Genomic DNA, 19,418 nt, shown 5'->3' on the forward strand with positions numbered 1-19,418 from the left:
CAGCCCTGAACAACTGCGTGACACACCGCATGCGATGACGGTGCAGGGGTTAATGTCTGGTAAACAGCGTTTTTATGACAAACAGGATCAGAAACGCCTTGATGAAGACTGGCTGACGGGATTCGATAACCGCGATCGCCTGAACTTCCTTGCCAAAGAAATCGCCGCGCTCCAGGAGCAGGTTAAAACTGCAAGCGAGGCATTTGAGTTTGCCAAAGGCGAGGTGGGGCTTTTGCAAAATCAGGCCGTTTCATTCCAGAAAATACAACAGATTGATTACGATAGCATCGATGTTCCCGGCGCAAAGTGCCAACTGGACGCGCTCAGGGAGCGGCTGGAGAATCTGACCCACCCGGATTCTGACGCCAGCGTAGCGAAAGCAAAACTTAATGAGGCCCAAACGGTTGAATCTGAACTTGATAAGCAGCTCAGAGCCGCCAATAATGTCACTAATGGGCTGGATACCGAGCTCACCTTCGCCCGGACCGCAGAACGTAAGGCCCAGCAAACCGCGCAGCAAGATATGCAGGATGAAGAGCGAGAGTTGTGCGCGTCACATTTTCCGATGGTGACTCTGGAGCAACTGCCCGACATTCGCGATCTGGAACGTCAATATGAGCGGGGAATTCAGCAGGAAATTGAGGGCGTTAAAGGTGATCTGCATCGACTGAACATAGAGCTGACTAAACGTATGTCTGAAGCCAAACGTGTGGATACCGGCGCGCTCGTTGAGGCGGGGGCGGATTTGGACGATGTTCCTGTCTATTTACAGCGTTTGCAGGAGTTGACCGAAGAAGCCCTGCCGGAAAAGCTCAACCGCTTCCTTGACTATCTGAATCGTTCATCTGACGACGGCGTAACGCAACTGCTCAGCCATATCGATCATGAGGTGCTGGTTATTGAGGCGCGCCTCAGCGAACTCAATGAAACCATGTTCAGGGTCGATTTCCAGCCAGATTGTTACCTGCGCCTGGAAACCAAAAAAGTTGTCCATGAAAGCTTGAGAACGCTTGAAAAAGCGCAGCGTCAATTGAATGCCGCACGGTTTGTTGATGATAACGGCGAGAGCCATTACAAGGCCTTGCAGGCGCTGGTTCAGTTGCTTCGTGACGCTTGTGAAAAGAACCGAACCTTGAGCGCCAAAGCGCTTTTGGATCCACGTTTTCGTCTTGAGTTTTCTGTCGCTGCGATGGATCGTCAGACCGGTAATGTCATTGCGTCACGTAAAGGGTCACAGGGCGGTAGCGGTGGAGAAAAAGAGATTATCGCGTCTTACGTGTTGACCGCATCACTTAGCTATGCGCTTTGTCCTACGGGGAGTCGTTACCCGCTTTTCGGCACCATTATCCTTGATGAAGCCTTCTCCCGTAGCTCTCATGCAGTGGCGGGTAGGATCATTGCCGCGCTTAGAGAGTTTGGCTTACATGCGGTATTTATCACCCCCAATAAAGAGATGCGGCTGCTGCGCGATCATACCCGTTCGGCGATTATCGTCCACCGTCGCGGTCAGAATTCCAATATGGCTTCGTTGAGCTGGGAAGAGCTTGAGCAGCACTACCAGCGGCGGGAGAACGCATAGAATGTATTCTCCTGACGAGCTGCGCAAAAAACTTTCCCGACAATGGGATAACGCCAAACATCGTGCTGAGCGTTTACTTCCACCCGGCAACTGGCCGCTCTGTCTGCCCATTGGCAAACCTTCCGCCAGAGTATTCGCAGAGCAGGCTCAGCGCGTTTTGCAACACGTGCAGTCATGGCGGCAAGTTGTAGTTGGACGTGTGGAATGGGAAGCGGTGAGTTATCGGGCGAGCGACGGACCGGTATCAATGCCGTTGCGTTGGATCCTGAATGGCCCTTCTGACTGGATCAGCGCTGCAGCGGATCTGGCGGTGAGCCGGGAATTTCGCTTGCTGGAGGGAATTATTGAGCAGGTTGACCCCATTTTTCATCCGCTGTTGGTCAGCCATCGCTCTCTCTGGCGGCACAAAGATCCGCAGGACATCATCAGCGCCGCCAGGCTGGCCTGCCGATTAGAGCCCGGTTATGCAAAAGGGCTGCCGTTAAGACTGCTTTCCGGGCAGGGGGTGGATACCAAATTTATCGAGAATAATATTTCGTTATTAACCCAACTGCTGGACGTGCGTTTTTCAGGCGAAGCCAGCGAGCAGGGACTAATAACTTTTCTCGATGCCTTTGATGAGTCCAGCCACTGGGTTTTGGTTGCACCGCTATCGCCCGGATTGCTTCCTTTTAAAAAATGCCGGGTGACAACGGCGGAACTGGCGGAAACACCATTGCCCGCGTCGTGCATACTGGTGATTGAAAATGAGCAATGCCTGCATCAACTCCCAGCATTATCTGACACTATCGCGATTCTGGGGTGTGGGCTTGACGTGCAATGGTTATCCAGCCCGGTTTTGGATGACAAGCACATTGCCTATTGGGGCGATATGGATAGCTGGGGATTGTTGATGCTGGCAAGAGCCAGATGTTGTCGTCCGACGCTAGATGCTTTACTCATGAACCATGGGCTGTTTGAGCAATATGCTAGCCATAGCGCTGTTACTGAACCGGTAAAAGCACAGGAAGCAATACCCGATGGCTTATTTGTTGAAGAGGCCGATTTTTATCGTTACTTAATTAGCTTACGGCGTGGCCGTCTGGAGCAGGAGTTTTTGCCTGCGGGGATAGTTGAAGAAGTACTAATAAAATGGTTGCAGAAAGGGAAAAGAAACCTCAAACATCTTTAGCCGCGTATCAGAGCGGTTTCTGCTTTTTTATATTGAGTTCTTTCAAAACTTATATTCCCAATTATCTTTGTAAACGCTGCAGAAATATAAAGGTCGCCAATAACATTCTTACAGAAGGCTTAACAGCGGCTAAGACAACCAGACATCTACCGGAACGCTGAAAAGCAAAAACCCGCCTCAAGGGCGGGTTTTCTAAATAGTGGTGCCCGGACTCGGAATCGAACCAAGGACACGGGGATTTTCAATCCCCTGCTCTACCGACTGAGCTATCCGGGCAACGGGGCGCATTAAACCTGATTCGCCGCGCTCCGTCAACGAAATTTCTTCAATTCGTTGCGGACTGCACAATCTATCACCACTTTGCGCATAATGCACGTTCGCTCAGGCAAAAAATGCTGTCCACAGGGCAGAAATCGGCATCGCAATCACCAGCGCAGGTAGCATATTCGCCACGGCAAACATCTTAATACCGCAGATGCGCAACCCGGTCGCCAGCAACAGAATGCCGCCAACGGCGGTGAAATCGCCCATCATTGCGGGCGTGGTCAGCGGCAGGATCAGCGTTGCGCAGGTGGCGAGGGTAAGCTGGATAATCAGCATCGGCACGGAAATCACCGCGACAGCAAAACCGAGTGAAGTAGCGAAAATCACGGCGGTAAAGAAATCGAGAAAAGCTTTGGCGATAAGAATACTTGGATCGCCGGTCATCCCTTCACGCATGGCGCCAAAAATCCCGGTACCGCTGGCGCAGAACAGAATGATGATTGCCACCAGGCTCTGGATGAACGACTCGTGAGCGCTGTTAGCATCCCCACCTTTGCGTTTTTGCAGCAGGTTACGTAGCGCATTAACACCGCCGCTGATGCCGCGCTCGACATAACAGAGTTCACCAATCAGCGTCCCGACCAGCGTAGCGAGCACCATTACCGGCAGATTCACGCATTTAATTACCAGCAAAATACCGATACCCAGCGACGCAAGGCCGAAAATCGAAGGCATGGAGGAACGGATGCGCTCGGGCAGGCGGTGGCTGAGCAATGCGCCAAGCGTGCCGCCAATCAGTACCGCGGCAGCGTTAATAAAAGGACCTGTAAGCACGAGTCACTCCTGTGTTTCATATAACTGAATAATATCCCGCGTAGAATAGCATTTTTATGCGCGACCACGCCCGGCCTGGTTGCGCCTCTTTGGGAAAGGTGACATGATTGCGCGAATTTTATTCCACCTTACGGGAGCGGCCAGATGACGTACATGACTGCGGTTTGTCGCGCGTTTTGCACCTGCATGCCTTCGGGCACCCGTGTCATTTTCCCCCATACTTCACTCACCATGCGGTGAGGTTAACGCACGCTCACTGTAGGACAACAGTAAGATCAGAAGCTGTCTGCTTTTACTGATGTCTGGCGGTCGGAGCTGGTTCCAGTCAGACACGTTCGTTGGGCGAAGCAACTGCTTTGTCCGGGGTCTTTTACTCCCCTGAAACGGGTATTCGTGCTTATGAAATCAATGAAAATTGCCGTCAGCCGCGAGCTGATATCCGCGCTTTCCACCCACCGCGAAGTGGTGACGCTGGATAGTACCGATTTTACGGATGTGGCGGCAGTCGTCATGACATTAGCGGAGAGCCGCAGCGGCATTCTTGCGTTACTCAAACGGACGGGGTTTAACCTGCCGGTTTTTTTATTCACTCAAGAGCCGCAGACCGTGCCACAAGGCGTGACAGCGGTGATCGGCGGTAAAGATCAGGACTGGCTGGAGCTGGAAACCGCCGCCTGTGGCTATGAAGATAATCTGTTGCCGCCATTTTTCGATACGCTGCGCCAGTATGTCGAAATGGACAACAGCACGTTTGCCTGCCCCGGTCATCAGCATGGCGAGTTCTTCAAAAAGCACCCGGCGGGCCGCCAGTTTTACGAATTCTTCGGCGAGAATGTGTTTCGCGCCGACATGTGCAATGCCGACGTCAAGCTTGGCGATTTGCTGATCCACGAAGGTTCGGCCAAGCACGCGCAGAAGTTTGCCGCGAAGGTATTCAACGCCGATAAAACCTATTTTGTATTGAACGGCACCTCTGCTGCCAACAAAGTAGTGACCAATGCGCTGCTAACGCGGGGCGATCTGGTGCTGTTCGATCGTAATAATCACAAATCCAACCATCACGGCGCCTTGATCCAGGCCGGCGCAACGCCCGTCTACCTGGAGGCCGCGCGTAACCCGTTTGGTTTTATTGGCGGCATTGACGATCACTGCTTTGATGAAACTTACCTGCGCGAGCTGATCCGCGAAGTCGCGCCGGAAAAGGCAGAACAGCCGCGCCCGTTCCGTCTGGCGGTGATTCAGCTTGGTACTTACGACGGCACGATCTACAACGCACGGCAGGTGATCGACAAGATCGGTAGCCTGTGCGACTACATTCTGTTTGATTCGGCCTGGGTAGGGTACGAGCAATTTATCCCGATGATGGCCGACTGCTCGCCGCTGCTGCTGGAGCTGAACGAGAACGATCCGGGCATTTTTGTCACCCAGTCGGTGCACAAGCAGCAGGCTGGATTCTCACAAACTTCGCAGATCCACAAAAAAGATAACCATCTGCGCGGGCAGGCACGTTTTTGTCCGCATAAACGGCTGAACAACGCGTTTATGCTGCATGCGTCAACCAGCCCGTTTTACCCGTTGTTTGCCGCGCTGGACGTTAACGCCAAGATCCATCAGGGTGAGAGCGGGCGTCGTCTGTGGGCAGAATGTGTAGCACTGGGTATTGAAGCGCGCAAAGCGATTATCGCTAATTGTAAGATGATCAAACCTTTTGTACCGCCGGAAATCGCCGGGCGACCGTGGCAGGATCACCCGACAGACGTGATCGCCCGTGAGCGGCGTTTCTTCAGCTTTGAGCCGGGCGATAAATGGCACGGTTTTGAAGGTTATGCGCACGAGCAATATTTTGTTGATCCCTGCAAGCTGCTGCTGACCACGCCGGGCATTGATGTGGAAACGGGCGAATATACCGGGTTTGGCATTCCGGCCACCATTCTGGCGCACTACCTGCGTGAAAATGGCATTGTGCCGGAGAAGTGCGATCTCAACTCGATCTTGTTCCTGCTGACGCCGGCCGAAAGCGCCGGGAAGATGGCGCAACTGGTGGCGATGCTCGCCCAGTTCGAACAACATATTGAAGACGACACCCCGCTGGCCGATGTGCTGCCCACCATCTTTAATAAATACCCGGTACGTTATCGCGACTACACGCTGCGTGAACTGTGCCAGGAGATGCACGATCTGTACGTGAGTTTTGACGTAAAAGATCTGCAAAAAGCGATGTTCCGCAAAGCCAGCCTGCCAGCGGTCGTAATGAACCCGCAGGATGCCAACAGCGAGTTTATTCGCGGCAATGTTGAGCTGGTGCGCATCAGTAAGGCAGAAGGGCGCATCGCCGCCGAAGGCGCGCTACCCTATCCGCCGGGTGTGCTCTGCGTGGTGCCGGGAGAAGTGTGGGGCGGTGCGGTGCAGCGCTATTTCCTCGCGCTGGAAGAGGGCGTCAATCTGCTGCCGGGCTTTTCACCGGAGCTACAGGGCGTTTATTCGGAGACCGACACCGACGGCATCAAACGCCTGTACGGTTATGTACTGAAGTAGTGTTTAGCCCCTCAACCACACGGTGAGGGGCTATCTCACGCTGCCACCCGGCGGTACATGCGTCTCGGGTGGCCAATTTTCCCGTACTGCATCTCCACCGCCAGATAGCCGGCTTCCACACAGTGTTCCAGATAGCGCCGGGTGGTGGTTTTGCTCAACCCCGTTTCGCTCACCACTTCATCGACGGAGAAACAGCGCGCGATCTCATCAGCAAAAAGCTTCTGAATCAGTGCCAGTGTGCTCTCTTCAATGCCTTTACTGCCATTATCCTGGCGGAAATTCTTCGCCTGTAACTGGTAAAGCGAGTCCACGTTCTGTTGGTCGACAATTTTCCACACGCGTTGCTGCTCGGCGAATTGCACAAAGCGCTCCAGCGACTGGCTCAATCGCTTCCACGACACGGGTTTGAGGATATAGTCGAACGCGCCATTGCGGATCGCCTGGCTACAGGTGTCCATATCACTGGCGGCGGTAATAAAAATCACCGAGCAGTTCGCGCGAATAATCTGCGGATCGTTAATAAGCGTGATGCCTTTGCCATCCGGTAAATAGTTATCCAGTAACACTAACTGCGGCTGGGTGTTGCTCAATAACGCGCGCGCTTCGGCAAGCGACGAGGCAATGCCAACCAGCCGCAGGCGCGGGTGTTTGCTGACCAGTTCCGCATTAAGCTGCGCAAGCGTGTTTTCATCTTCTACTATCAGCACGTCTATCAGTTCATGTTGCATAATTCTGATCTTCCAGGGTCGGCACGGGACGCGGTACGTTACCCGTTTCAGGAATAAACAAAGAGAAAATCGTGCCGCGAGGCGTGTTAGCGGAGACTTCAATCGATCCGCCCACCTGCGTGACATAGCTGGCGATCAGGTACAGACCGATACCATGATCGCCACTGCGCTTGGTGGTCATCCCGCGTTCAAAAATATGATCGCGAATCGCCGGATCAATGCCGATACCGCGATCCGCCACTTCAATAATCAACTCCCGTTCGTTCAGCAAAATCAGCACTTCAACCGGTTCGTGAGGCAGCGTTGCGCGCTGGGTTGCTTCAATCGCGTTATCCAACAGGTTACCAATGATTGAGATCAGCTCCGCTTCACCCAACAACCGGCAGGCTCTGTCCATCTGACACAGCGGATCAAAGGCCAGTTCTACCCCTTTTTCACGGGCGCGCGCCGCTTTCCCCAGCAGCAAACCGCATAGCGTTGGCGAGCTAAAGCGCGAAGAGATAAAGTCCAGCAGCTCCTGCGCGTGTTCTGATTGCGCCTGAATGTAGCGCACGGCTTCATCGTAGCGCTCCATATGCAGCAGACCAGAGAGCGTGGTCATGCGATTCAGTTGCTCGTGGCGCATAATGCGCAGGTTATCCACATAGCGTTTCACCTGGCTTAGCTGCGCGCTCAGCGTGTCAATCTCGTTGCGATCGCGAAAGGTAATCACCCAGCCCTGCAATTTATCTTCCAGCATGATGCGTACCCGGCTGGCGATAACGGTCAACTGGTTGAAACGGCAGATCTCATCGTGCGTGTCGTTTTCCAGCATCATCGAACGGTCAAAAAACGGCACCGGGGAGATCACTTCAGCGATGTTTTGCCCGCGCAGCGCACGCGTTGGCTGGCTCAACCCCAGTAGTTTGCGCGCTGCCTGGTTGATCACTTCAATACGCAGTTCGCTGTCAATCGCTATCACCCCTTCATAGATCGATTCCATCATCGCCTTTTGTTGGCGCACCAGCAGGCCAATCTCCCGCGGTTCAAGGGAGAAGATCTGTTTTTTAATGCTGCGGGTAAAGAACCAGGAAAAAATAAACAGCGCAGCCAGCAGCAATACAGCGGCAATAAAAATGTTGATCACTTTACCGAGCGTGATGGTATCGAGATAACTGGTCAGATACCCCACCGACACAATCCCGATCACGCGCCCGGCATCATCAAAAATCGGCGCTTTACTGCGTAACGAAATACCCAGCCCGCCTTTGCGGATAGTGGTGATGCTTTTCCCGTGCAACACCTCGGTATTATCGTCGCCCACTAATGTTTTTCCGACCACATCAGAATGGACTGAATGAAATAAATGGATGCCTTTGTCATCGCCAATAACAATAAAGCTTGCATCGCTATGTGCCACCACTTTATGCATAAATTGCGCGATGGCTCGAATATCTTTATCGGCAACCGATTTGCGTAAATTCGGAATGATCGCTATTTCCTCGGCCTGTATTTTTGCCCGTGCGCTCATTTCCTGATATAGCTGGCGGCCGACATCCTTGTAATAATAAACGCCAAGCAGAACGAACAAACCGGAGAAAAAAAGCACCAGTGAAATAAAAAGTTTGATTTGGAACGAGACTTTCATGACGGTTCGCACAGCAGCCAGCAAAGTGCCAATGTAGCATCTTTTTGCGCGCGCGTACGCAGTTTACTGGAAACTTGTGATCCCTTGCACAGCCAGTGCTGAAGCGGAAAAATGGTCTGTTAAATATTCTTTTTTGGAAATGTTATTAACTTGTATTTCTATTTAAAAAAACCATAAAAACCACGGCAATAATTAAGGCGTAAATCACACAAAATAAAAGAAACCTTAAAAACCATAGGAGCCATTAAAACTCCGGTTTTAATATGCTATTCCTCACATAAAGTACGCATTTAGCCCTTTACTCTACAGACACAAAATAACCAAGGGGCTTAATTATGAGCACAACTGACGATTCATTCTCTGTTACCTCTGAATCGCTGGCGATTCAAAAAACATCACTGAAGGATAAGTGGTGGCACATTATGGATACATGGAAAGTTGGGATTATTCCACTGCCATTATTCCTGCTGGCCGGTGCGTTAATTGCTATCGACTGTCTTGGCGGCAAGTTGCCGAGCGATATCGTCGTGATGGTGGCGACGCTGGCGTTCTTCGGCTTTGCCTGCGGTGAGTTCGGTAAACGTCTGCCGATCGTCGGCAAACTGGGCGCAGCGGCGATTTGCGCCACCTTTATCCCTTCGGCAATGGTTTATTACGGTTTGTTGCCGGACGTGGTGGTTGAGTCCACTACCAAGTTCTACAAATCAACCAACATCCTCTATCTCTACATCTGCTGCATCATTGTCGGCAGTATCATGAGCATGAACCGCACCACCCTGATACAGGGCTTCCTGCGTATCTTCTTCCCAATGGTTTGCGGCGAAGTGGTTGGCATGCTGGTGGGTATGGGCGTTGGCCTGGCGCTGGGTATGGAACCGTTCCAGATCTTCTTCTTTATCATTCTGCCAATCATGGCGGGTGGTGTAGGTGAAGGCGCGATTCCGCTCTCCATTGGTTACGCCACGCTGCTGCACATGGATCAGGGCGTCGCGCTGGGCCGTGTACTGCCGATGGTGATGCTGGGCGGTCTGACCGCAATCATTATTTCCGGCTGCCTGAACCAGTTGGGTAAACGCTTCCCGCATCTGACCGGCGAAGGCCAACTGATGCCAAACCGCAGCAACGGTGATGAACAAGCGCCAGCTGCTCCCGCGTTTTCCGGTAAAACTGATGTCACCACCATCGCGGCGGGTGCACTGCTGGCAGTGTTGCTGTATATGATCGGTATGCTTGGCCACAAATTGATTGGCCTGCCTGCTCCGGTCGGTATGCTGTTTGCCGCCGTGCTGGTTAAGCTCGCGCACGGTGTTTCTCCGCGCCTGCTGGAAGGTTCTCAGGTGGTGTACAAATTCTTCCAGACCTCTGTGACTTACCCAATCCTCTTCGCCGTGGGCGTTGCCATTACGCCGTGGGAAGAACTGGTTCACGCTTTCACTCTCGATAACCTGCTGGTGATCGTGAGTACCGTTTCCGCGCTGGTTGCCACTGGTTTCTTCGTAGGTAAAAAGATTGGCATGCATCCAATTGATGTCGCCATCGTTTCCTGCTGCCAGAGCGGCCAGGGCGGTACAGGGGACGTTGCCATCCTGACTGCCGGTAACCGTATGAGCCTGATGCCGTTTGCACAGATTGCGACCCGTATTGGTGGTGCGATCAACGTGTCGGTATCGCTGCTGGTTCTTGGCAATTTCCTCGTCTGATTAAGCACTACAGGAACTGATATGAAACTCGCAAGCTTTGTCCATCAGGGGATCCGTAGCTACGGCATCGTGAAGGCTGATGGCGTCATCAATCTGGGCCAGCGCCTGGGCGACCGCTACGGTGATTTGAAATCGTTGCTCGCGGCCGACGCGCTGAGTGAGGCACAACAGCTGAGCGGTGAAGCGACGGATCTGCGCTTTGACGATCTCAACTTTCTGCCGGTTATTGAAAACCCGGGGAAAATTCTCTGTGTCGGCATGAACTACGCCGAGAAACGCAAAGAGTTCGATCAACATAACCCGGCGCCGACGCTGTTTGTGCGCTTCGCCGACTCTCAAACCGGGCATAACGCGCCGGTGCTGAAACCGCGTCACTCCAGCGAATTCGATTACGAAGGTGAGCTGGCAGTAATCATCGGTAAAGGCGGTGAAAACATCTCTCGTGACACAGCGTTAAGCCATGTCGCAGGTTACAGCTGCTATATGGATGGCTCTGCGCGTGACTGGCAGCATACCTGGTTCACCGCCGGTAAAAACTGGCGGCAGACCGGCGCTTTCGGCCCATGGATGACGACGGCAGATGAGATCCCCGATCCGCATCAGCTCACTATCCGCACGTGGTTGAATGGTCGCATGGTGCAGGACGACACCACCGCCAGCATGATCCACAAGGTCGCCGAGCTTATCGAGTACATCAGCACCTTTACCAGTCTGACGCCGGGCGACGTCATCATCACCGGTTCACCGGGCGGCGTTGGTAAAAAACGCAATCCACCGCTGTTTATGAAAGCAGGCGATCGCATCGAAGTGGAGATCGAAAATATCGGTCACCTCAGCAATGTGATCATCGAAGCGCCAGACCATGCGCTGACGGCAGCACACTAGAGACGAAGGCAATACGATGCAAGCACGACCCTCCATCGACTTCCGCGTTGCGGAAGTCAACGGCAATACTCAACGGCTGGCCTCTATCCGCACGTTGCTCGCAGACAGTGGTTTAGGTATGGACAGCGATATCACCACCTTCGTTGAAGCCTGGTCGGGAAACCGGCTGGTGGGTTGTGCAGGTCTCGCCGCCAACGTTATCAAGTGTGTAGCGGTTGAAGAACAGTTGCGTGGGGAAAACCTCAGTGCGCGGCTGCTGGCGGAAGTAGAGCACCTGGCGCTGGCGCGTGGACATTTTCATCTGTTCCTGTGCACGCGCCCCTGCAATCGGGAGCGTTTCCAGCACAGCGGTTTTTGGCCGATTGCCCAGAGCGGCAACAACGCGATATTGATGGAGAATACACCGTCTGGCATTCAGCGTTACTGCCGTACTTTGCAGGCGCGCCGCGTTGCCGGAAAGCGCATCGGCTCCATCGTGATGAACGCCAATCCCTTCACGCTGGGCCATCGGCATCTTGTTGAGCAGGCCGCACAGGCCTGCGACTGGCTGCACCTGTTTGTGGTGCGTGAAGATGCCTCGTTTTTTCCTTTCTCCGCACGGCTGAAAATGGTGAAAGCGGGTGTGGCGCACCTGCCCAATGTCACGGTTCACGAAGGCTCTCAGTACATTATTTCCCGCGCTACCTTTCCGGCCTATTTCCTCAAAGAGACCGGCAAAGTGCAGCAGGCGTGGAGTGAAATCGACCTGCTCATCTTCCGTAACCATATTGCTCCGGCGCTCGGTGTTACCCACCGCTTTATCGGCAGCGAGCCGTTTTGCGATATCACCCGCCAGTACAACCAGACTATGCATCAGTTGCTGGCAGGTGCGGTCGAGGTGGTGGAAGTTCCGCGCATTAAAGCGACCGGCACCGCCATCTCTGCCTCGGAAGTGCGTCGTTTGCTTAAAACACACCAGTTTTCCCGTATTCGGGAAATTGTACCGGATACCACTTTTGCGCACCTTGAGTCTCATTACAGCGCGGAAGTCGCTTAAAAATCAGGAAAATAATTATGAAAATTGTAAGGGAGGCGCTGGCCGGGACGATGGAGTCCAGCGACCTGATGGTGAAAATCGCCCCCGCAGAAGGCGAGCTGGATATTGTTATCCATAGCGAGGTGATGAAGCAGTTCGGCGATCAAATCCGCAAGGTAGTGGATACCACGCTGCGCGCGATGGAAGTCCGCCAGGGCTTAATCATCATTGAAGATAAAGGCGCACTGGACTGCGTAATCCGTGCCCGTCTGCAAAGCGCCATTCTGCGCGCCGCCGAAGGCACCGAAATCGACTGGGGGAAACTGCTGTGAAAAAACTACGTCGTAGCATGCTGTTCCTGCCGGGCGCTAACGCCGCCATGCTCTCCACCGCTTTTATCTACCGTCCTGATTCGATCATGTTCGACCTGGAAGACGCAGTAGCGCTGCGCGAAAAAGACACTGCGCGTTTGCTGGTGTTCCACGCACTGCAACATCCGATGTATCAGGATATGGAAACCGTGGTGCGTATTAACCCACTGAACACGCCGTTTGGCCTGCCTGATCTGGAGGCGGTGGTTCGCGCCGGTGTTGATGTGGTGCGTTTACCGAAAACGGACACGCCGGAAGATATCTACGAACTGGAACGCCACCTGGAGCGTATCGAACTTGCCTGCGGGCGCGAAGTGGGGTCAACCCGCGTGATGGCGGCGATTGAATCAGCGATTGGCGTCATTAATGCCGTCGCGATTGCGCGCAGCTCGCAGCGCTTAATTGGCATCGCGCTCGCCGCGTTTGACTACGTGATGGATATGCAAACCGAACGTGGCGACGGCACTGAACTGTTCTATGCGCGCTGCGCCGTACTGCACGCTGCGCGCGCCGCCGGGATTGATGCGTTCGATGTAGTGTGGTCAGACGTCAATGATGAAGCCGGTTTCCTGCGCGAAGTCGATCTGGTGCGCAAAATGGGTTTCAACGGCAAGTCATTGATCAACCCGCGTCAAATCGATCTGCTGCATAACGCCTATGCACCAACCCAGCAGGAAGTGGATCACGCGAAAGTGGTTATCGAAGCGGCGGAAGAGGGCGAACGCAATGGTCTCGGCGTGGTTTCGCTGAACGGCAAAATGATTGACGCCCCCATTATTAATCACGCGCAGATGGTGCTGGAACGTGCGGCTGCGTCCGGCGTGCGTCGTTAAGGACAGAACAATGAATCAAACAGAGCTTCTTCACGTTAATTTTCCCCATCTGCGTGATTTAAAACCCTTTGAAAGCGCTCACGCGGCAACACCGTGGCTGGCGGATATCAACACCAAACACACGCGCAAACTCTGCGCGACGCTGGAAGACGCGATTGCCCGCAGTGGTCTGAAAGACGGTATGACTATCTCTTTCCACCACGCATTTCGCGAAGGCGATCGCGTGATCAACAACGTTGTGGCAACGCTGGCGCGTCTGGGTTTTAAAAACCTGACGCTGGCTTCCAGTTCGCTGATGACCTGCAACGATGCGCTGATCGAACATATTCAGAACGGTGTAATTTCGCGTATTTACACCTCCGGGATGCGCGGCAAGCTGGCAGATGCGATCTCTCACGGCCTGATGGCGGAGCCCGTTCAGATTCACTCTCACGGCGGCCGCGTGAAGCTGTTGCAGGATGGCGAGCTGAACATCGATGTCGCTTTCCTCGGCGTGCCGTGCAGCGATGAGTTCGGTAACGCCAACGGCACTCAGGGGAAATCCTGTTGTGGCTCGCTGGGTTACGCGATGGTGGACGCGCAGTTCGCCAAAAAAGTGGTGTTATTGACCGAAGAGCTGGTGCCGTTCCCGAACATGCCAGCGAGCCTTGGTCAGGATCAGGTTGATCTGATCGTGCAGGTAGAAAGCGTGGGCGATCCGGCGAAAATCAGCGTCGGTGCGGCCCGCGTCACCAGCAATCCGCGCGAGCTGATGATTGCCCGCTACGCGGCAGATGTCATTGAACATTCGGGGTATTTCAAAGACGGTTTCTCCATGCAGACCGGCTCCGGCGCAGCAGCGACCGCAGCGACGCGCTTCATGGAAGAAAAAATGGAGCGCCACGGGGTGAAAGCCCGCTTCGCGCTTGGCGGCATCACCGGTAGCCTGGTGGATCTGCATGAGAAAGGGCTTATTGAAAAACTGCTGGATACGCAGTGTTTCGATGGCGAAGCGGCGGCTTCGCTGCGCCGTAACCCTAATCATGTCGAGATCTCCACTAACGTCTATGCCAACCCGGGCGGTAAGGCTGCCAGCTGCGATCAACTGGATGTAGTGATCCTCAGCGCGCTGGAGATCGATGTCGACTTCAACGTTAACGTCATCACCGGTTCTGATGGCGTGATGCGTGGCGCATCCGGCGGTCACTGCGATGTCGCGGCAGCTGCCAACCTCACCATTGTCGTGGCTCCTTTGCTACGCAGCCGCATTCCTACCGTTGTAAAACGCGTGACCACATTGCTGACGCCAGGGGAAAGCATCGACGTGCTGGTCACCGATCATGGTATTGCTGTTAACCCGGCGCGTCCGGATATCCGCGAGCGTTTGCTGGCGGCGGGCCTGAAAATCGTCGACATCGAAGCGCTTTATCAGCGTGCGATTTCACTGACCGGCGAACCGAAACCGATCGCTTTTACTGACCGCATTGTTGGTGTAATCCGCTATCGCGACGGCAGCGTGATCGATGTGGTTCGTCAGGTTAAAGAGGACAATCTATGACCACACTGACGCCCGTGAGAGCGGGCGTCAGCCTCGAAGCGCTGCTGGCGGCGAAAGATAGCCGCGCGGCGCGTCAGGCTGACTGGCTCACTCATTATCAACAACCCGTTATTTCGCTGACGCTGGTTACCCCCGGAGCGGTAAAAGACAGTATTCGTTACCGCAATACCATGGGCGTGGCCCTCCAGGCCTGCGACCAGTTGTTGTGGCAAAACCGCTGGCGCGTGCTGGACAGGCAGGTATTGTGGCTGCCAACCGGCGCGGAAGCGTTGTGGTGCGTGGAGCATCCGGCGGTGGAAATCAAAGCGCAGTGCGTGGAGATGGAACAGACCCATCCGCTTGGCAGATTGTGGGATTTCGATGTGTTTTGCCCGAAAGCAGGGCAGGTGGGGCGACATTCGCTGGATTTAAATACTCGCCGCTGTCTGGTATGTGATGAACCTGCACACGGCTGCGCCCGTTCGCGTCGCCATTCGTTAGAAGATGTAGTGGCTCGCGTGGAGAAATTAATTGATGGCTGGTTTGCTCGCGACTAAATCCGCCATTGCTGATGTGCCTGAGCTTGCGGCACAGGCGCTGCGTCTTGAGCTGGATTTAACCCCCAAACCGGGGCTGGTGGACAGAGCCAATAACGGCTCGCACCAGGATATGGATCATGCGCTGTTTTTAAAGAGTATTGCGGCGATTACGCCGTGGTTCAGGGTCTTTGCCGAAGCAGGAAAAACCCATGCACAGAAACCGGCCAGCGAGCAGCTACGGCTGCTGCGCCCGATGGGTATCGCCTGCGAGCAAGCGATGTTCACGGCGACAGGGGGCGTGAACACCCATAAGGGCGGCATTTTTTCGCTTGGTCTGCTCTGTTTCGCCGCCGGGCGTTTGCAGGGACAAGGGCGCAGGGTTAGCGCTGACGCGCTTTGCCAGCAGGTCAGTGAAATCTGCTGTGGATTAGTGGCGCGTGAACTGGATGGTCGCCCACAGGCTATCACTGCGGGTGAAAAACAGTTTCGCCAGTATGGGCTGACGGGGGCACGCGGTGAAGCCGAGCAGGGGTTTATCACTGTGCGCCGCGCAGTGTTGCCGTTCTGGCATCAGGAACAGGGGGAGCGGCGGTTACACAATGCGCTGCTGCGCCTGATGGCCGCGAACCGTGACAGCAATCTGGTTTCTCGCGGCGGTATTGAAGGGCTGCGCTACGTCCAGGATTATGCGGCGAGATTGCTGGCAACAGGTTGGGATAGCGATGCGCTGCGCGAAATGGATAGTGCGTTAATGGCTCGCCGGTTAAGTCCCGGCGGTAGCGCGGATTTGCTGGCGGTGGCCTGGGTTCTTGGTGAGCTGTAAGCTGGCTATAAAAAACTATCTCATAGCAGATGGCACTGGTTGCACCTCAGAAGGGCGCAATCAGTACCCTAATAAAAAGTCCCTGCCTGTTCTGAACGATTTCACTCAAAAGATAATAAGCTAAAGCCTGCGGCTAACCACCTCCGCAAAAAAAGGGGGGCAAATGGTCGTAAAAAACCACCTGCTTAGCAGGTGGCATTGATTTCGCCCCAGAGGGGCGTACTAAAAGCCCTACAATTAGTCTCTGCCTGTTCTGAACGATTTAAAGGCAAAGCCAAAACCTCTTGCTGACCACCTCCATAGGAGGTGGTGTTCATGCAGGGATAAAAAAACCCGGCGTTCAGGCCGGGTTTTGTCTTTGCCTCTTTTACCGCCTTCAAAGCGGCGCTGAAGGGGCTCAGGCTTTCTGCGCTACACCTGCTGGTTCGCGCACATGTTTGTATTTAAAAAGCATTACGAAGGCAAAGGCCAGCACCAGTGAGTAACCCGCGAAAATCAACCACACGGTTTTCCAGTCGGTGATGCCCGCCGTGGTGTAGATCTCAACCACTTTGCCGCTCACCATCCCGCCGAGAATACAGCCGAAGCCGTTGGTCATCATCAGCAACATACCCTGCGCACTGGCACGGATAGCCGGATTCACCTCTTTCTCCACGAATACCGAACCGGAGATATTAAAGAAGTCGAACGCGCAACCGTAAACGATCATCGACAGCACCAGCAACACGGTACCGAACGGCGTCGGGTCGCCATAGGCAAACAGACCAAAACGCAGTACCCAGGCGATGATACTGATCAACATGACGTTCTTGATGCCGTAACGGCTCATAAAGAACGGGATCGCCAGAATAAACGCGGTTTCGGAAATCTGCGAAATCGACATCATCACCGAAGCATGGGTCACGATGAAGCTATCGGCAAACAGCGGGTTCGCGTCAAAGCTGTGCAGGAAGGTGTTGCCGAACATGTTGGTGATCTGCAGCTCGGCGCCCAGCAGCATTGAGAAGATAAAGAAGATCGCCATGCGCTTGTTTTTAAACAGCGCGAAAGCGTTCAGGCCCAGCATCTCCACCCAGGTCTGTTTCTCTTTGCTTTTCGCAACCGGCATATGCGGCAGCGTCAGAGAGAACAGGCTCAGCACCAGCGACAGCGCCGCGCCAATATAGAGCTGCATGTGGCTCAGTTCGAAACCGGAGAAGCTCACCGCCCACATCGCCAGAATAAAGCCGATGGTGCCCCAGATACGAATCGGTGGGAAATCGGTCACAATATCGTGGCCTGCGGATTTCAGGCGGAAGTAAGAAATGGTGTTTACCAGGCCCAGCGTTGGCATGTAGGCCAGCGAGTTAAGCAGGATGATGGCGAACATAGCGCCTGGCGTGGTGACACCCGCGGCGATAAATAACGTAATCGCGCCAACCAGATGACACAGGGCATAAACCCATTTTGCGCTCAGCCACTTATCCGCAACGATACCGAGCAGCGTTGGCATCAGCAGTGATGCAATACCCAGCGAGCTATACACCGCGCCAATTTCCGCGCCCTGGAATTTCAGGGTAACGAACATATAAGAGCCAAGCGTAGTCAGCCAGCTTCCCCACAGGCAGAACTGCAGAAAGATAATGACTTTCAGCTGCAGCTTAAGATTCATGCTAATTTCCTCACAAAGGAGAGTGATAGATGTTGGAATGGGCACAATTGCGTTTGTTATGTGTCAGGATTCTACCATCTACGGGGTGGCGAATTTGTTATGCCCGACATAAAAATGCAAACTTCCTCTGATTGCATTTTTATATGGTGACGGATCTCACACTTTAGCGCAACCGTTTGCATCACTCACATGAATACCTTATGCCTCTTTCGTCGGGACAGACGAAAGAGGCAGCAGATTAGTTGCGACGGTAGGTTTTCTGTGCGGCGTTAACTTTGTAGAGATAGCGGCGGGATTCCGCCGAAGGGTGACGCGTGGTGAGGGTTTGATACACATCTCCCGGCGTCATGGTGTTGATGATATTTGCCGCCTGCACTTTATCGGCGGAAAAGACGCGCAACACGCTGCCGGCACCGCCGTTATAAGCGGTAATAACCGCATAGCGCCGTGATGTTGGGTTAGTAATACCGGCGAGATAAATGTTATTCAACATCGCCAGGTAGGCAGTGCCGGTATCAATGTTACTTTGCGGATCAAACAGATAACTGCGATCGGGCGTACCAGATTTCCCCTGCGCGCGGAATACATCTTTACCGGCGCTGTGCTGCACAACCTGCATTAATCCCAGCGCATCGGAACGGCTCACGGCGTACGGGTTAAAGGACGATTCGGTTTGCATGATCGCCAGAATCAGCGATTCGTCGACGCCATACTTATGCGACGCTTTGCGCACCATCCCGACGTATTTATGTGCGCGTTTATCCAGGTGGTTTGGCACCAGGTTAATCGTCACGCTGTAGATCATGCGTAAACCATTGCTGCGGCTTTTCAGACGCGTTTGCAGCAAATAGTCCGCAAACTGCGCGGCGCGCCATTGCCAGCGAATGGCTTCGCCGTTGTTATCCACCACCTGGCCATACAGGAACGGCTCTTTCGAGATCTGAATATCGTCGACATCGGAGTAAAGATCGATTGAACCCGGATCGTCGCCCATCAGCAGGGTTTTGATAATCGCCTGGCGCAGATGCGCCGCAGGTTCGGTGCCGGAGATAGTCTCGACGGTGATCGTCCCCTCGTCGAAGTTGATGTGGCTGCGGGTTTGGTACTGATCGGTATATTTAACGTAGTCCTTTGGACCTGCGATCAGAACCTCGTTAAATCCCCATAAATTCTCAATATTATGGGCAAATTGACCCATCAGGATGTCAAAACCGTTGGTGTCTTTAATCCAGGCTTCGTTGTAGTCGTCGCCCGTTTTATTCGAACTGGAACAAGAAATCAGCAACGGCGCAATAATCGCTAGCGCTAAATATTTTTTCATCATTCCGGGATGCAATTGTGTTGGTG

The 19,418-nt window shown here is 53.8% G+C and carries 16 protein-coding genes and 1 tRNA gene; 11 read left to right on the plus strand and 6 right to left on the minus strand.

Features of this window, described 5'->3' with window-relative positions; genetic code table 11:
* Nucleotides 1-232 precede the first annotated feature (232 nt).
* Both BN2591_RS24935 and BN2591_RS19395 read left to right on the plus strand, forming a co-directional pair.
* The gene (locus BN2591_RS24935) at nucleotides 233-1,579 is read left to right on the plus strand and encodes an SbcC/MukB-like Walker B domain-containing protein (RefSeq protein ID WP_341864806.1); all 1,347 of its coding nucleotides are present in this window, start codon (nucleotides 233-235) and stop codon (nucleotides 1,577-1,579) included.
* 1 nt (nucleotide 1,580) lies between these two features.
* On the plus strand, nucleotides 1,581-2,750 hold the full coding sequence (locus tag BN2591_RS19395; protein WP_086873474.1) for a DUF3322 domain-containing protein: 1,170 nt from the start codon (nucleotides 1,581-1,583) through the stop codon (nucleotides 2,748-2,750).
* 200 nt (nucleotides 2,751-2,950) lie between these two features.
* Here BN2591_RS19395 and BN2591_RS19400 read toward each other — a convergent pair.
* A tRNA-Phe gene (locus BN2591_RS19400) sits at nucleotides 2,951-3,026 on the minus strand.
* 105 nt (nucleotides 3,027-3,131) lie between these two features.
* On the minus strand, nucleotides 3,132-3,848 hold the full coding sequence (locus BN2591_RS19405) for a DUF554 domain-containing protein (protein WP_086873475.1): 717 nt from the start codon (nucleotides 3,846-3,848) through the stop codon (nucleotides 3,132-3,134).
* Between the two features lie 399 nt (nucleotides 3,849-4,247).
* Between BN2591_RS19405 and BN2591_RS19410 the strand changes: the two genes are divergently transcribed.
* On the plus strand, nucleotides 4,248-6,383 hold the full coding sequence (locus tag BN2591_RS19410; protein WP_086873476.1) for an ornithine decarboxylase: 2,136 nt from the start codon (nucleotides 4,248-4,250) through the stop codon (nucleotides 6,381-6,383).
* Nucleotides 6,384-6,418: 35 nt separating this feature from the next.
* Here the strand turns inward: BN2591_RS19410 and BN2591_RS19415 are convergent, their stop codons facing one another.
* On the minus strand, nucleotides 6,419-7,111 hold the full coding sequence (locus BN2591_RS19415; RefSeq protein WP_086873477.1) for a response regulator: 693 nt from the start codon (nucleotides 7,109-7,111) through the stop codon (nucleotides 6,419-6,421).
* On the minus strand, nucleotides 7,101-8,738 hold the full coding sequence (locus tag BN2591_RS19420; RefSeq protein ID WP_086873478.1) for an ATP-binding protein: 1,638 nt from the start codon (nucleotides 8,736-8,738) through the stop codon (nucleotides 7,101-7,103). The genes BN2591_RS19415 and BN2591_RS19420 overlap by 11 nt, the downstream gene beginning before the upstream one ends.
* Before the next feature lie 335 nt (nucleotides 8,739-9,073).
* Here BN2591_RS19420 and BN2591_RS19425 point away from each other — a divergent pair, with 335 nt between their 5' ends.
* The 8 genes from BN2591_RS19425 to citG are packed head-to-tail and all read left to right on the plus strand — an operon-like array spanning nucleotide 9,074 to nucleotide 16,420.
* On the plus strand, nucleotides 9,074-10,438 hold the full coding sequence (locus tag BN2591_RS19425; protein ID WP_086873479.1) for a 2-hydroxycarboxylate transporter family protein: 1,365 nt from the start codon (nucleotides 9,074-9,076) through the stop codon (nucleotides 10,436-10,438).
* Nucleotides 10,439-10,459: 21 nt separating this feature from the next.
* Nucleotides 10,460-11,323 carry a fumarylacetoacetate hydrolase family protein gene (locus BN2591_RS19430; protein WP_086873480.1) on the plus strand — a complete coding sequence of 288 codons (864 nt, stop codon included), beginning with the start codon at nucleotides 10,460-10,462 and terminating at the stop codon, nucleotides 11,321-11,323.
* Between the two features lie 16 nt (nucleotides 11,324-11,339).
* Entirely contained in the window at nucleotides 11,340-12,359 is a 1,020-nt protein-coding gene (citC, locus tag BN2591_RS19435) for a [citrate (pro-3S)-lyase] ligase (protein ID WP_086873481.1), read from the plus strand.
* Between the two features lie 17 nt (nucleotides 12,360-12,376).
* A complete protein-coding gene (gene citD / locus BN2591_RS19440; protein WP_086873482.1) occupies nucleotides 12,377-12,670 on the plus strand; it encodes a citrate lyase acyl carrier protein in 294 nt (97 codons plus the stop codon).
* Nucleotides 12,667-13,542, plus strand: a complete 876-nt coding sequence (gene citE, locus BN2591_RS19445) for a citrate (pro-3S)-lyase subunit beta (protein WP_086873483.1) — start codon at nucleotides 12,667-12,669, stop codon at nucleotides 13,540-13,542. Before citD ends, citE begins: the two co-directional genes overlap by 4 nt.
* Nucleotides 13,543-13,552: 10 nt before the next feature.
* Complete coding sequence (gene citF / locus BN2591_RS19450) at nucleotides 13,553-15,079, plus strand: citrate lyase subunit alpha (RefSeq protein ID WP_045512859.1); 1,527 nt, start codon at nucleotides 13,553-13,555, stop codon at nucleotides 15,077-15,079.
* Complete coding sequence (gene citX / locus BN2591_RS19455; RefSeq protein WP_020455180.1) at nucleotides 15,076-15,615, plus strand: citrate lyase holo-[acyl-carrier protein] synthase; 540 nt, start codon at nucleotides 15,076-15,078, stop codon at nucleotides 15,613-15,615. Before citF ends, citX begins: the two co-directional genes overlap by 4 nt.
* Nucleotides 15,593-16,420, plus strand: a complete 828-nt coding sequence (gene citG, locus BN2591_RS19460; protein ID WP_086873484.1) for a triphosphoribosyl-dephospho-CoA synthase CitG — start codon at nucleotides 15,593-15,595, stop codon at nucleotides 16,418-16,420. The genes citX and citG overlap by 23 nt, the downstream gene beginning before the upstream one ends.
* Nucleotides 16,421-16,817: 397 nt before the next feature.
* Here citG and BN2591_RS19465 read toward each other — a convergent pair whose 3' ends face one another.
* Nucleotides 16,818-18,071: a nucleoside permease gene (locus tag BN2591_RS19465; protein WP_086873485.1), complete on the minus strand. Its 1,254-nt coding sequence runs from the start codon at nucleotides 18,069-18,071 to the stop codon at nucleotides 16,818-16,820.
* Nucleotides 18,072-18,309: 238 nt separating this feature from the next.
* On the minus strand, nucleotides 18,310-19,392 hold the full coding sequence (gene mltC / locus BN2591_RS19470; RefSeq protein ID WP_086873486.1) for a membrane-bound lytic murein transglycosylase MltC: 1,083 nt from the start codon (nucleotides 19,390-19,392) through the stop codon (nucleotides 18,310-18,312).
* Nucleotides 19,393-19,418: the final 26 nt, after the last annotated feature.

Origin of the sequence: Kosakonia pseudosacchari, assembly GCF_900184035.1 — a bacterium.
Taxonomy (GTDB): Bacteria; Pseudomonadota; Gammaproteobacteria; order Enterobacterales; family Enterobacteriaceae; genus Kosakonia; species Kosakonia pseudosacchari.